Source organism: Pseudanabaena sp. PCC 7367 (assembly GCF_000317065.1).
In the GTDB taxonomy this organism is placed as follows: Bacteria; Cyanobacteriota; Cyanobacteriia; order Pseudanabaenales; family Pseudanabaenaceae; genus Thalassoporum; species Thalassoporum mexicanum.
In genome coordinates this window covers 167,724-182,163 of sequence record NC_019690.1, presented here as the reverse complement: position 1 = coordinate 182,163, position 14,440 = coordinate 167,724, and the positions used below count along the sequence as shown (strand labels likewise).

Sequence of the window (14,440 nt, the reverse complement as noted above, 5' to 3'; positions counted from 1 at the left end):
AAATATTGAAGCTCTGGGGGTATTCCCGCCGACATTTTTGGCCTTCGGATAGATATTTTATTAATCGCCCATACAAATTCTTAGTTTTTCTATAGCTATAACTATAATTATTGTTCAACATATAAGAAACTTGTTAATATCAGTTGCCCAGCCCCTGAATGCCATGAACACCGCTAGATTTGGTGATTAATTTGATTACCTGGCATAAGATTACCTAGCATAAACATAAAACCTGTTTATTATTGATCAATAATTCATTACTGCAAAGGTGCTGGCGATAGACTTAAGGCAAAGGCGATCGGTAAATGTCTCTGATCGCCGCAAGCTAGCTGATCTGTACCATCATAATCCCCCAATTCGATCGACTTCAGCAAAAAACATTGATGCGCGTCACCTGATGGCTGATCTACGGGCAAAGAGTTCGACTGAATCATTGCATGTACTATTATTTGTATGCTTAATTATTTTATATATTCATATATAAAGGCCAGGAAGACTAGAATAGCGACGTTCCCTTCACTAATAAACTGAATCCGGTTAACCAATCCTGCCACCCCCCAAAAGCACAAAAAACATAGCTTAGTTAGTTATGCCCTAATATACGCAAGAGCTAGATTTAGCATTTTCTTAGCCTCTAAAAAGTTTGTTCGATTACATTGTCAAATAAATATTCCAACGAATCGTAGAGAAAATATGAACGTTTTTGTTTTAAACACTGGCAGATGCGGCTCGACAACGTTCACTATGGCCTGCCGCCACATTACCAACTACACCTCTGCCCACGAAGCCAAACGAGGGGTGTTGGGTGAGGCTCGCTTTCAATACCCCAAAAACCATATTGAGATTGACAATCGCTTAGTTTGGTTGCTAGGCCGATTGGATCAAACCTATGGTGATGATGCCATCTATGTGCATCTCAAACGGAATGACATGGAGGTGGCGCAGAGTTTCACCAATCGCTACGACGGTGGAGTTATGAAAGCATATAGAGGGGGGATTTTACAGGAGGTTGATGAAAACAGCGATCCGCTGGCTGTTTGCCTGGATTATTGTCACAGTGTGAATACAAATATTGAATTATTCCTAAGAGACAAAACCCGCAAGCTCGAAATCAATCTCGAAACGATCGAGCAGGACTTTGTTGCCTTTTGGCAGCTCATAGGCGCGAAAGGTGATCTAGATGCCGCCCTGGCCGAATTCGGCACCAGCTATAACAGCTCAACCCAACTTACCCCTAAAGATATTCACTTCGATATGAGTCGCCCCCAAAATTTAAAGCAACCCTATGGAGCTAAGCAAAATAGTCTGGTAGTGCGTGCCTTGCGGAAAGTAAATGGATTGATTACCAACTTGCTTGAGCAGAGCGGTAATCCTCGCTAATGCTCAGCTAAGGTTGAGGTGATTGAATTAAATTAGACTAAAACTAACCTAACCTAAACCAGATCAAAACCAGATTAAGTCAAGCGATCTCGATCGAATAATCCATCACAAATTTACCCTTTCCACCTACTGGTAATTTCCCAGTGCCATAATAATCACCCGATTCCACATCCAAAAAAGCCGCATCAGCAATCCAATCGGCGATCTCAAGGTTGATTTTGGAAAAGAGGGTTAATCCATATCGACCGGGCATCAGGGGGAGCCTTTTGACCTCAATCCTGATCTGGTCTACATCGGGTGGGACATGCTCAAGATCCGCATTGACTACCTCACTGTTCAGGACTACTAACCTCTGCCCCAGGGCATCATTAATGGCGATCGAAATAAAGAAATTTTTGAGCGCCTGGTTGGTATGGTTTTGGAAACGCACCAAAAATGATAAAGACTGACCACAATAGACCAGCGGAACCTCTTTACCATCCTCATCCTGGAGTTGTAATGAGGTGAACCGAATATCGCCAGTGCCCTTGCGATCGGTTCTTTCGGTCAGCGCAATGCCGAGATCCTGCGATTCGCTAATGTAGCGCCGCACCACATCGTCGGTGGGGCCATCAGCCACAATCTGACCGTGCTTGAGATAGATGCACCGCTGACACAGGTTCTGGATCGCCGCCATTTGATGGCTCACAAAAATAATCGTGCGCCCCTCCTGTTCGGTCACACTTTCCATTTTGCCCAGGCATTTCTTTTGAAACTGAGCATCACCTACGGCCAGCACTTCATCCACCACCAGAATTTCTGGTTCCAGGTGTGCCGCCACCGCAAAGGCCAATCGCACATACATCCCCGAAGAATAGCGCTTGACCGGCGTGTCAATAAACTTGCTTACTTCGGCAAAGGCCACAATCTCATCAAACTTACGCTTGATTTCTGCCTGTTGCATCCCCAGAATCGCGCCATTTAGGAACACATTTTCTCGACCGGTTAGCTCAGGGTGGAAACCAGTGCCAACTTCGAGCAAACTGGCCACCCGACCTTTAATCTGCACCCGGCCGATCGAAGGCTCGGTGATCCGGCTGAGGATTTTGAGCAAGGTGGACTTGCCTGCGCCATTGCGGCCAATAATCCCAATCCGCTCACCTGGTCTAACCTCAAAATTAATATCCTGAAGTGCCCAGAAATCCTCTCGATTGGTCGCCATACTGGGGTTTTTGAGCCGATTGACAAATCCCTTAGTCGTATGGGTGATCGCATCCCGTAACGATCGATGGGGGGTTTGCAGCTCATGCCCAATGATGTATTTCTTGCCTAGATGCTCAACTTGAATAATGGGTTCGGGCATATTGCCTTTACTTAAATTCTCAACTTAGCTACTCAACTTAAATGCTTAGATTATGTTTGCAATGCTTAGATTATGTCTGCAAACGTACGCTCTGTTTTGCGGAAAAACCAAATTCCACTGATTAGAACCAGGATCACAAAACCAATTGATAGCAAAAATCCTGGTATGAATAGCTTGGTATCTCCGGCCAGAATAGCCCAGCGAAATCCATCGATCACCCCCACCATTGGATTCAGCGAATATAAAAGTCGCCACTTCTCCGGCACAATACTACTACTAAAGCCAACCGGTGAAATATAAGCACCGACCTGAACAATATAAGTCATTATATTTTTGAAGTCACGATACTTGACATTCAAGGCCGCGATCCACAGGCCACCGCCCAGAGCCGCCCCGGCTGCGATCACAATAAAAAACGGCAAAAATATAATTCGCCAGCTTGGTACATATACATACCAGGTCATCAGACCCAGTAGCACCATACCCGACACCAGAAAATCCACAAAACTAACCGAAATGGAAGCAACTGGAATAATCAAACGGGGAAAATAAACCTTGGAAATCAATCCAGAATTCCCCACCAGGCTATTGCTACAGCTAGTGATCGAGCTAGCAAAAAATTGCCACGGCAACAAGGCGGCATAAACCAGAATCGGATAGGGAACGCCTTCGGAGGGAAGCTCAGCTAGCCGACCAAAGATAAATGTGAATATGAGCATAGTAATCAGGGGGCGGATCACAGCCCAGAGAATCCCAATTACAGTTTGTTTATAGCGCGCCAAAATATCACGCCAGGCCAGGAAATAAAGCAATTCCCGATAGCGCCATAGATCCTGCCAATAATATTTATCTGTGCGTCCTGCTTCAATTACCAGCTCTTTGGGTCGTACTTTATCCATTATTTAATTTGGTCATAGGTTCCAGCTAAGTCCATCTATCGATGCTTGGGGCGGCAAGTAAAACCGCTTATGCAAACTGGTTGGAGGCTGACTTTAAACTGATTGCAGACATAGAAGACATAATCCTGAAATTACCTAAATTACCTAACTACTGATTAACTACGGCAGCGGCAAGGAGCACAAGCGTCTAGAGGATGAGAAGGAGAGGAGTTAATGGGGAATAAAATAATTAGATCGAAAAAGACAGATTAACCGATCGCAAAATATTCCTAGAATTGTACCAGCAACATTTGCAATCGCGGCTGATTCCGTCCTAATTGCTTAATTAGCTAGGCGATCGCCCAAAATCTGAAAACTGCTATAGTAATCGGCAAAGTAAATTTTGCGAATTCGATCGGCTTGAAAAGTTCATAATTCGCGATCAAGCTAATTTAACTCCATGCTAGAACGCCAAACCTACCCGGTAATTACAGTAGTTATTCCTTCCTATAACCAGGGGAAATACATAGAAGAAACGTTGCTTTCGGTATTGGGGCAAAATTATCCCCACCTCGAAGTGATTGTGATCGATGGGGGCAGCACCGATCATACGGTCGAGATTCTGCAAGCCTATGATGATCAAATTGCCTATTGGCATTCTCAACCAGACCAGGGGCAATCGGATGCGATCAATCAGGGGATGCGGCGCAGTTCGGGTCAGGTGCTGTGCTGGCTCAATTCCGATGATATGTATCTGCCGGGGACATTGCTGGACATTGGCCTTAAATTTAGAGATCGCACCGCAGAAATGCTAGTCATTCATGGTGGTGGCCTGACGATCAACCAGGATCTGGGTTCGTTAGCTAGTGACGCTCAGATATCTATGCCGATCGACAAGCAGATGCTCACTTACCAAAATCCAATTCTGCAACCGAGTACCTTTTGGACTAGGAGCCTGTGGGACAAGGTGGGCGAGTTGAATGTAAGCCTGGATTATGTGATGGATTGGGATTGGTTTGTGCGGGCTGCCCAAGTGGGGCAATTTGAATATGCGCCTCGGTTTTATTCGATTTATCGATATCACGATGACCATAAAACCAGCAGCGGCGGGGAGCAGCGCCGTCAGGAGATCGCCACGATGGTGAGTAAGTATGCGTCTGATTATTGGAGCGATCTATTTAGAACCGTGGATGAAAATTATCAAGATGTGGTGGCTAAGGTGAAGCTGATGAACTCGATTAGTTTTTTACCAAAGCGGCATTTGCTCTGGAAGCTGTTGAGTCCTCAGAAATTATCGGAGTTAAAAAGTTTTTGGGATTTAATCGCGGTGTTGAATGTATATGGATTAAATAATTAAGCTAACTGAAGTTGCCTATTCCCCTGGCTTCAATAATCGATCATAAACTTTCATATAAGCCTTTGCCTGCACCGCCAGGGCATATTCAGCCACCGCGATCGATCGGCAGTTTTCACCCATCTGCTGGCGCAATTGGTCATCTTCCAACAGCTTGGCAATCTGCTCAGACAAATGACTAGCATCCTCTGGCCGCGCCAGTTCACCAGTAATACCAGGGCGCACCAGATCAGGCACTCCACCCACCGCAAAGGAAACCATTGGCGTACCACAGGCCATACTCTCTTGCAGCACCAGCGGCAAATTATCAGCACGGGTCGGCAAAATAAACAAATCCGCCGCACCATAGGCAATCGCCTTAATTCGATCGCTATCCAGATAGCCCAGCGCCAGGGTTTCAATCTTAGTTTGCTGAAATAGATTAGCCCCCAGCTTGCCCAGGGTGAGTAACACAATTTCTGCTTTTAATGGTTCAGGCAGTTGCGCCAGGGCTTGAATTAGCAAATCTGCCCCTTTGCGTCGATTATTCAACGATTGGGCGCTGAACATTAATACTTTTTTGGCCGCAGGAATCCCCAGCACTTCGCGGCACATGGCCTTGTCGATCGGGCGATATAGATCCGTATCCAGGCCATAGGGGATGTGGTGGATTTTGGCAGATTGACTAAACATGCTTTGCTGAGCCTGCTCATAGAGCCATTTACTCGGCGCTACGATCGCCAGCTGAGAACGCCCATACAGCCAATTTTTGAGTTTCCACTCCCAGCCTGATATATCTTTGGTAATGGCGGGGTAGGTCTCTGGATAGGGACATTGGCCACAACCAGTTTTCCAGCGATCGCAATCATAGCTGTAGCTGCAATGGCCAGTAAAACTCCACATATCATGGAGCGTCCAAACCGCCGGCTTATGCTCAGTCAGGCTGGGCAGCGCTAAATAATTAAAATAATCACCATGCAAATTATGCAAATTCAACACATTGGCAGCTTGATAGAAGCTGTGGTCTTGAATCTTAAACGTGCCAGAGATATGCAGATAATGCAGGCTGAGTTGACTGGTGAGGCGATTTAACAGCTTCTCCCGGCGATAATCCCGTGCTGGAATTGTGGTCACCTGCTCACTACCAGATATTTTGCCGCCCGCAATTAATCGGGATTCAACCCCTTGCCCCAGCAAACCTTGATGTAAGCGATAACCCGCGATCGAAGCACCACCGACAAGATCCGACTGATTGATATGCAAAACATTCATGGTGGCGATTCAGTCCTTGATCTTTTCAGTCATTAACAGTCTTATCAATCTTATTAATCCCTAATGGTGTGGTTGCTGCAACGAAATAACGAAATAAACCAATGGGTAATGATTGGTCTTAGCGGCGATCGCGGCGATGCCAAAACCGTTCAAAACAGCGATCATGCCTTTGCAACTGGCAAGAGTATAACAAAAGTATCTTTATGGCTAGGAACTGCGAGGAAATATGGATTATATTGCTAAGCGTCTGCATCCAATTTGGATCTAATTTGCATCCCCAAGAAAAGAGCCCCGCCCGATCGGCATATAACCATCCTTATAGATAGCTAATTGCAATTCATAAGCGGACGGTAGGCAGGGTTACGGAATCTATTGCTAGAGACTGAGATCCAAAATCGCTTTGTCTTAATTTGAATTGAAATATGCTGTAACCTGCATCTAAATGTCACAAGTAGATGCATTTGCACTGAATATCTGAATATTTGAATATTTGAATATCTGAACTAAAACTCGAACCCATATGCAATCTCAGCAGCCCTTAAAAATCAACTTCCTGGTCGATAGCATTGGTCAGGCCGGAACCTATTTTAGATTTCATAATCTGGCGATCGGCTTAACCAAACTGGGTCACCAGGTCACCATCTTTGCAGGTGATGGCGATACTAACTCCAAGGCCAGAACCGAATTGCGCGATCAGATCCCCTACCATGTCCTGCCGTCTTTCCCTGGCCAAAGATACTTTAGCGCTACTAATCACCCCTTGAATGCGCTGCGTCGTGCCCTGGTGGACTATCCGGCCTGTGATGTGGCGCATGTGTTTCAACCCTTCTTGAGTGCTGGGCTACCCTGGCAATTTTCGCTCAAGCATAAAGCCAAAGTAAGATTTTATGACTGGGACGATCTGTGGCTGGGTGGGGTGATTGCGACCGATGTCCGCCCCAAGCAGTTTGTGGCCAAGTGGCAAAAATATTGGATCTCCCGAATTGAGCAAAATTTCCCTGCCCAAGCCGACCACGTGACAACTTGTAGTCACTTCCTGGCGGAACGGGCAAAGCAACGTCAGGCTAAGGATGTGAGCATCATCCACAATGGTTTCTGGGGGTTTGATGTGCTGGACAAGGCCACGGCCAGAAAGAATTTTGGTATGCAACCAGATGCCCTCTATGTTGGTTTTATGGGCAGAACTTTTGCTAGTCCAGACTGGTGCTTTGAGGCGATCGCTAATAACATCGAGCGCTATCCCCAGCTCCGGTTTGCGATTTGTGGCATCACTACCGAGATCCTGGAGCTAATGGGTGAATGGCAGCAAGTGCCAGACGAGGTCAAAGCCAGGGTGGAGATGTTTGGTCATATTCCATCGCAAAAGACCCGTGAATTTTCCGCCGCGATCGACCTGGGGCTATTAAACCTGGCGGATACATCTTTTAACCAGAGCCGTTTTCCAATTAAATATGCTGAATATATGGCCACCGCTACCCCAGTGCTATGCTCAGAAGTGGGTGAATGTGCCATGCTCTCTCGCAGTTTTCCCTGGGTCACCCTGGCGGGGACAACCAAGTCAGAATGGCTAGTGGCGTTTGATCAGGCGGTGGCGGCGATCGCCAATGGCACTATGCCCAAGGTGGATTTAGATGCGATCGCGGCGCAACTTTCCTGGGCAGAAATTAGCAAAAAACTGGAGCAAGCCTACTATCAAACCCTTAGCCATAAATCATTTTAAGCTTCCAGGCTACAAATTCCTGTATTCTGGCTCCTTATCGTGACTACAAAACTGTAGTTTCCTTTTAAATATTATTACCAACTCTTTCTAAAATTCCCTGGACTCCTATACAAAAAACTTGAAAGCTATGGGATTTGTTTTCGGTAATAGATAGGTAGGGGGCTATGTTTTTAGAATTAGTACCAGGATAATATGTGGTTACTAATTTCTTAAGTTCTTGTTTAGCGGAATGCAGTTGATCCGGATTGCGAAATTTTTGTTGGTTTTGTTTTTTACTGAGGCTGCCAATTTTAAGCTTATAGGCTTTTTCAACAGCGGCTAGATCACCTAAAAACCAGGATTCTAATTCACGGCAAACTATACGAATCAAAGCATCCGGCTTTCCGCTATCTTGGCAAATTCTTAGTAACTCTGTCTTAAGTTTTTTACAGTCATGGGAGTCTTGATCATGGACAATCACAAACTGGAGCGATGGGCTAAATTGAAAAGCTTTGATTTTAATAGGTATAGATCTAACAAGATCTTGTTTACCTTGGTGCGCAATACAAATATAAGTGATGGTGGTGGGAATTAGTTTTGGTATAAGCTGATCTAAAACAATTTTCATTGAAGGTTCTTCCACTAGAAAAATTAAGTCGTAGGACATCAGGGAAAAACTCCTTGAAACCAGCCCTGGTTCCATAAGTAGCCAGGTAGGTCTCCTGCTTCAATCAAGTTTTTAAGGACATTGTTGTCAGCGGCTCTGTGGATTGTGGTGATCCCTTGTTCTTTGGTGAGCCAAAAAATACTGCTAAAGGGCACTGCGTTAAGAAAATCAGGGGAATGAGTGGAGACAAAAACTTGACCGCCACGATCGCTATAGCTAGCAAATTCTTCAGCTAATTCATGAAGCAAAGTTGGGTAGAGTTGGTTTTCAGGTTCTTCAACACAAAGCAAAGGATGGGGTTTTGGGTCAAAGAGCAAAATTAGATAGGCAAACATTTTCATCGTGCCGTCAGAGACATAGCGATCGATAAATGGATCTTTGAAGGCTTGGTCTTGAAAGCGGAGGATTAATCTACCGTCTTCGGTATTTTTCGCCTCAACCTCAGAAACACCAGGGATGCGATCGCGCATTTTGTCAAGAATTTCTTTGAAGATATCTGGATGCTCTTCATGAATATATTGTGCTACCACTGCTATATTGTCTCCGGTGGGAGATAAATGTTCAGCATAGAGGGCATCTTTGCTGCCCCTGGCTTCGCTAATATGAAAATCAGAAACATGCCAGTTTTCTATGAGAGAACGAAAAGCACTGGCGGCTTTAAAACGTTGGAATTGTCCTAAGCCTTTGATCGCTAAAATATCTTGTGATTCTAGTTGCTGTTCTTCGCGTTCTAGTTCTTCGTCGGTTTTTTCAAAGTCTTCTTCATTTGTAATCGCATAGCCTTTTCCTTTTTGAAAGTCTAAAAAGTGATAAGGAGATCCGTATTCACCACGTTTATATTTAAGAATTTCTCGTTTGACGACAGGACGTTTTTTCTCTTGCCCCACGACTAATAAATAAGTAACTAATCGCTCGGTTTCCAGGATTTTCATCCGAAATTTTAATTCGATCTCAATATTCTCTGTATCTGAGTCTCTTGTGATGACTTCACTAAAACCACCGCGTACTTGGAGAGCTTGGCGGATATTATTTTTCAGGGCATCTCGCAGAAAACCAAAGATATCAAACAGGGTGGATTTGCCTGTACCATTAGCGCCGATAATGACGCAAAATGCTGGAATATCTTTTATCTCTAACGATTTAAAAAGGCGATAGTTTTTTATTTTGATAGCAACAATCTTCATAATACTAGCCTCCTTTGCTAACTAAGTTTACTGTCATAAGTCATGTTTAGGGGGTTAGTAAAACTCTTATGAAAGATGATCTTTTACCTATTGTCAGCTAGGAGCATATGCTAAATCTACTTTGTTTAACCCACAGTTTTTTGGTATTTTTTATTTAGCTTGAAGGGTTGGGGCAATATCTGTAACAGATATCATTGCATCAGTATTCAATATTCAAGTGTGACGACATGTAAACAAAAAACGCTAATCACGAGTAGCTAAGCTGAAAAACCGCAAATTCTAAGAATTCTCAGCTAGAATAAAGGCGCGTGTATATCATTAACATACATGCCAGAGACTGTCTTTAAGCTATGGTTTTTGGTTGGGAGCATAGTTAGGCTACTAGGGCTACTAGGTATCGGGCTAATTAGCTAAACCCTAAGTAGGCGCAAAATAAACCCGGAGCGATCGATTTAAGTCTAATTAAATCTAAGCCATTGGGGCCCAATCACCAAAGCAAGCATAACCAAGCCGAGTGGGGAACATACTACTAATGAATCGCCGTGATTTTATGGGTTGGGTTGGAATTAGCTGTATGGCCGGTTCGCTGCCTGTGGCGATCGCTGCCTGTGCTGATGGCACCAGTAATGTTAATGAAACCACAAGTCCTGCTGCAGATCAGGCTCCAGATCAGCCGGATCAAGATGCACCAGAATCTACCAGCAGTTTTACAAAAATTGCCACCGTTGCCGAATTGGATGCAGAAGGCTCGGTTTTGAATCTAGATGGCGATGTGCCGGTGATTATGGTGCGTGATCCCGACACCGATGCGATCGTGGCCTATGATCCCACCTGCCCCCACAAACAATGCAAGGTGAGTTGGAAGCCAGCCGAAAACGCGATGGTGTGCCCTTGCCATGATTCCAAATTTGCGCTTAGCGACGGGTCAGTTTTAGCAGGGCCTGCAGATCAGCCCTTGGTTCAGCTTGAGTTTCAAGAAAGCGAAGGCGATATTCTGGTTAATTTAAGTTGACGTAGTTGATTGGTTTGGCTCCCACCTACGGGTATCCTAAATCCAACTACTTGTAATTAGTGTAATTAGTGGCAATTTGCCCGATCTGCGCTCCATTTCACCCCATATTTACCTCGATCGCCCTATGTTTCCCCCGCGCCGTCTGCTCACACTTTCATTCAGTCTGCTGTTGATTGGCACCACCACTGCTTGCAGCCATAATCCGATCGCCCTAACCCAAACCTCGCAGCAACAGACCCAAACCAGTAATAACTACAGCATTTTTACCGAGCTGAGCCAATCGCAGATTATTTATCTGGGTGAAATGCACACCAACCCCCAGGATCACGAAGAACAACTGCGGATTTTGATGGCGTTGCACCAAAAAAATCCCAAAGTGGCGATCGCGGTGGAGATGTTCCAGCGACCATTTCAAGGTGCAGTGGATGATTATCTGGCTGGCAAGATTGACGAAACTGAACTATTGCGAAAGACCGAATATGAAGAGCGCTGGGGCTATGACTGGCGATATTATGCGCCCTTAATTCGCTATGCCAAGGAACATAACCTGCCGGTGATCGCTATGAACACGCCCACGGAAATCACTCGCAAGGTGGCCAAAGCAGGACTAGCTAATCTGGCGGAGGCGGAACAGGTTCATATTCCGCCCTTGGAGCAAGTGATCACTGATCTGGACTTTGCTCCCAATCGTGGCTATCGCCAAATGCTCGGTGATATCTTTGCAATGCACCATCACCACCACCAGGATAATGATTCTGATTCTAATCCCGAGGCTAATGCCAGCAAAACAAGTGGCAAAAATGATCGGTTTGAAAGATTCTTTGCGGCCCAGGTGCTGTGGGACGAAACCATGGCGGATAGCATTGTGCAGTTTCATCAACGACAACCGGATTACCAGATTCTGGTGATCGCTGGCCAGGGACATATTGTCTATGACTATGGTATTCCCTCGCGGGTAGCGCGGAGAATCGAGGCGATCACCCCCCCAGCCCAAACACCCCAAGCTGCGATCAAGCAAGAACCTTCCCCTCACCGTCCGCTGAAGAATGGTCTGGTGGAGAATTCCGCCCAAGCCGCAGAGCAATCGAGCGAGGAAAGCTTTCAGCAAACAACGATTTTATTTGGCAATCCTGAGGATGTGCTTTTTGCTGATCATGGAGATGAGTATGATGAAGCTGAGCCGATCGCTGATCATTTCTGGCAATATGATGGCGGTTTGAAGGTGAAGTCGGTGAGCCGATTGCTGGATCAACCAAGGCGCGATCGGCAAATTTGAGGGCTGGCTAAATAAACTGTAAATAGCTATAAAATGATCCTGTAATCCTCTTTATTTCTGGATCGTTTCATTGCTATAGTAGGACGGAATCAGGCTCCCAAATTTTACTGCTAGCCCTAAGTGAATCTTAAGTAAATCGATGCAGGTTGTAGATGTCAGGTATTGACCCGACCCCATTTCTGGTGTTAACTTCCCGCCAGCAATATCTTCCCTGCCACATTAAGGTCGAAGATATTGATTTACCAATGGCGGCAATCGCGGTGGGTAATGATTTCTACAGCTATTTTCGGATGATGCCCAAAGGCGATCGGCTACTGAAGTTTATTTTGCGGCTGAGCTATCGGGGCGATCGATTCGTGGTGACGATCGCGGCCAATTGCTATTTAGTCTGGCTCTACGAACCCAAGGCACAGTTATACCATTCCCAGCGCCAACAATTGGCCAAACGCCAGCAGGCTGTAATCAAACTAGCCACCCAAGAGCCACCCTGTTCAACCCTATTTTTGATTTCACCACAGCAATATCAACTGGAAGATATTCGGATCAAAGAAATGAGCGAGCCCTTACCAGGATTGATCTACGCTGAGCGTACCTTTAGTTTGCTAGAAATCAATGATAATCCTGATTTGGTTTTGGCGATCGTAGGTCGGCTGAGTTTGCAGAGACACAATACGGCGATTTTATTACTCAAGACGGAATTGGCTTCAACTTTTGCGATCTGTGTTCAGGAACCAGGGGCAGAACTGGTCAAAGGCACAGTGCGATCGACTCGTTTTTTAACCAGTTGGAGTTTGTGAGATGGGGCTTATTTGAGCAACTGCGAAACTTCATGTTCTAGAACTACCAGCCGATCGCGGATTAATCTCAGTTCTTCGGTAATTCCAGCGGTGCGGTTCTCAAAATATTGCACCACTTCAGTGCGATTGGATTCCAATAGCTCCTTTTGCATGGTGAGCAATTTGATGCTAAATTCATGGGCTTTGGCATCGGTTTCATTTTTAACCCGCCATAGCGCCACCAGGCCACCACCACCAAGCAGGGTAGCCAGAAAAGTATTAATCACAGTCACAGATGGATTGGCATCAGCGGGATTAAAGCTAGGCTTAAACTGAGGCAGGGGCAGGTCTTTGGTAGGGCGATCATCGCCAGGCAGAGTGGCGGAACGTGGTTCGGCCTGAAACATGCTGGCATTGGCGATGCCTACAAAAAGAAGGAATGGCACGATCGCTAAGGCAGCAATAGAGACAAATTGACCGAAGCGGCATTGTAAATATTGCTGAAACTGCTGCTCTGCTTTGTTATTGAGATGTTGATTCGCAGTTGTAATCGCTTGCTTCAAAGAAGTCGCCATAGTTCATTATGTTCCTGTTCCTTCTTGCTCATTCTGGCATATGAACCCCATTGCGAATCGGTTCATAAGACGGCTCCGCCATAGTCAGTCGGTTTTTGCCAAGCGCTAATTGACCCCGTCTAGCGATCGTAATGATGCCTAATATTTAATTATTACTCCGCCCTTATTCGCTTCTTGCGCCAAACCAACTAATATATATTCTTCTATATGTTCTTCTGCGTTCCCGATTGCGGCTGAGTCAAACTTGAGCTAATCACCATTGTTAAACGCCATTGTTAACCTTTAACTAGTGGGGTTCAGCGGGAAATGATGTCTCTGGTAGCTGCGAGGGTATATCTTTCCCCTCTTCTGATTGATGATTCTTTTGTGGTTGGTGGTCGATCCGAGATTTGGGTAAGTATGGCTTACCAGCGATCGTAATTTTGAACCAGGTCGCCTGGGGGTAGCGACGCACAAAGGAAAGCAGCATATCATAATCCCTAGTCCAATGCTTCGCTGCATCCATATCTGGCGCATGGATTATGAGAGTATGATTTTCTAGCTCGGCATGACCATCAAACACCAACACTTTACAATTAGGCATTTATCCATTCTTCCTCGTCGTGTTTGGCTTTATCAGTTAAGCTAATAAATTAAATTAAATTGAAATTAACAAATATAATTAATCAGCTAAATCAAAAACAATCAAACTTTTATTATTAATTTGCCCTCCAAAAATACAAAAGTTACTGTTACTGGTAAAATCTTTAGAAAAGATAATTTAAATTTAAAAATCAGATTCTAGACGTTTAATAGTATTTATTGGCACTTAATTAATAACTAAGACGATTAATAGACCAATTTATATCCTGCAATAAAGCGAAAATAAAATACTTTATTGAAAAAATTTGTGAGCTAGTCTAAACCACTAGACAAAATCACTAGCGCCGATCGCTAATATTTACTAAATTACAAGTAATTTACAGCTTAGACTCCTTGAACTAACTTTTAACTATCTCTTCCACCACATAATCAACTCCGGCAAGTTGATTTGAATAATGAAGCCT

At 44.9% G+C, this 14,440-nt stretch carries 14 protein-coding genes; 6 read left to right on the top strand and 8 right to left on the bottom strand.

The genetic code is table 11. The annotated features are described in order from the left end of the window. Window positions 1-257 precede the first annotated feature (257 nt). Window positions 258-434: a hypothetical protein gene (locus PSE7367_RS22265; protein WP_015146199.1), complete on the bottom strand. Its 177-nt coding sequence runs from the start codon at window positions 432-434 to the stop codon at window positions 258-260. 259 nt (window positions 435-693) lie between these two features. Here PSE7367_RS22265 and PSE7367_RS19120 point away from each other — a divergent pair, with 259 nt between their 5' ends. After that, window positions 694-1,380 (top strand): hypothetical protein, encoded by a 687-nt coding sequence (locus PSE7367_RS19120; protein WP_015146198.1) that lies wholly within the window; start codon window positions 694-696, stop codon window positions 1,378-1,380. A gap of 79 nt (window positions 1,381-1,459) precedes the next feature. On the opposite strand, the gene PSE7367_RS19115 is transcribed toward PSE7367_RS19120, so the two are convergent. Both PSE7367_RS19115 and PSE7367_RS19110 read right to left on the bottom strand, forming a co-directional pair. Next, on the bottom strand, window positions 1,460-2,722 hold the full coding sequence (locus tag PSE7367_RS19115) for an ABC transporter ATP-binding protein (RefSeq protein ID WP_015146197.1): 1,263 nt from the start codon (window positions 2,720-2,722) through the stop codon (window positions 1,460-1,462). Between the two features lie 65 nt (window positions 2,723-2,787). Next, on the bottom strand, window positions 2,788-3,621 hold the full coding sequence (locus tag PSE7367_RS19110; RefSeq protein ID WP_015146196.1) for an ABC transporter permease: 834 nt from the start codon (window positions 3,619-3,621) through the stop codon (window positions 2,788-2,790). A 439-nt stretch (window positions 3,622-4,060) separates the two neighbouring features. On the opposite strand from PSE7367_RS19110, the gene PSE7367_RS19105 reads away from it, so the two are divergent. Further along, entirely contained in the window at window positions 4,061-4,957 is an 897-nt protein-coding gene (locus tag PSE7367_RS19105; RefSeq protein ID WP_015146195.1) for a glycosyltransferase family 2 protein, read from the top strand. Between the two features lie 15 nt (window positions 4,958-4,972). On the opposite strand, the gene PSE7367_RS19100 is transcribed toward PSE7367_RS19105, so the two are convergent. After that, entirely contained in the window at window positions 4,973-6,205 is a 1,233-nt protein-coding gene (locus PSE7367_RS19100) for a glycosyltransferase family 4 protein (protein ID WP_015146194.1), read from the bottom strand. Between the two features lie 520 nt (window positions 6,206-6,725). Between PSE7367_RS19100 and PSE7367_RS19090 the strand changes: the two genes are divergently transcribed. Continuing rightward, window positions 6,726-7,925 carry a glycosyltransferase gene (locus PSE7367_RS19090; RefSeq protein ID WP_015146192.1) on the top strand — a complete coding sequence of 400 codons (1,200 nt, stop codon included), beginning with the start codon at window positions 6,726-6,728 and terminating at the stop codon, window positions 7,923-7,925. Between the two features lie 64 nt (window positions 7,926-7,989). Here the strand turns inward: PSE7367_RS19090 and PSE7367_RS19085 are convergent, their stop codons facing one another. After that, on the bottom strand, window positions 7,990-8,571 hold the full coding sequence (locus PSE7367_RS19085) for a DUF4276 family protein (RefSeq protein WP_015146191.1): 582 nt from the start codon (window positions 8,569-8,571) through the stop codon (window positions 7,990-7,992). After that, the gene (locus tag PSE7367_RS19080; RefSeq protein ID WP_015146190.1) at window positions 8,571-9,755 is read right to left on the bottom strand and encodes an AAA family ATPase; all 1,185 of its coding nucleotides are present in this window, start codon (window positions 9,753-9,755) and stop codon (window positions 8,571-8,573) included. The genes PSE7367_RS19085 and PSE7367_RS19080 overlap by 1 nt, the downstream gene beginning before the upstream one ends. A gap of 532 nt (window positions 9,756-10,287) precedes the next feature. Here PSE7367_RS19080 and PSE7367_RS19075 point away from each other — a divergent pair. The 3 genes from PSE7367_RS19075 (at window position 10,288) to PSE7367_RS20875 (ending at window position 12,840) form a co-directional block, all read left to right on the top strand. Next, window positions 10,288-10,767, top strand: coding sequence for a QcrA and Rieske domain-containing protein (locus PSE7367_RS19075; RefSeq protein WP_015146189.1), 480 nt, complete (start codon window positions 10,288-10,290; stop codon window positions 10,765-10,767). A gap of 76 nt (window positions 10,768-10,843) precedes the next feature. After that, entirely contained in the window at window positions 10,844-12,043 is a 1,200-nt protein-coding gene (locus PSE7367_RS19070; protein WP_156800570.1) for a ChaN family lipoprotein, read from the top strand. A gap of 152 nt (window positions 12,044-12,195) precedes the next feature. After that, entirely contained in the window at window positions 12,196-12,840 is a 645-nt protein-coding gene (locus PSE7367_RS20875; RefSeq protein ID WP_015146187.1) for a hypothetical protein, read from the top strand. Window positions 12,841-12,848: 8 nt separating this feature from the next. Here PSE7367_RS20875 and PSE7367_RS19060 read toward each other — a convergent pair whose 3' ends face one another. Both PSE7367_RS19060 and PSE7367_RS19055 read right to left on the bottom strand, forming a co-directional pair. After that, window positions 12,849-13,394: a hypothetical protein gene (locus tag PSE7367_RS19060; protein ID WP_015146186.1), complete on the bottom strand. Its 546-nt coding sequence runs from the start codon at window positions 13,392-13,394 to the stop codon at window positions 12,849-12,851. Between the two features lie 286 nt (window positions 13,395-13,680). Continuing rightward, window positions 13,681-13,977, bottom strand: a complete 297-nt coding sequence (locus PSE7367_RS19055) for a hypothetical protein (protein WP_015146185.1) — start codon at window positions 13,975-13,977, stop codon at window positions 13,681-13,683. Between the last annotated feature and the right edge of the window lie 463 nt (window positions 13,978-14,440).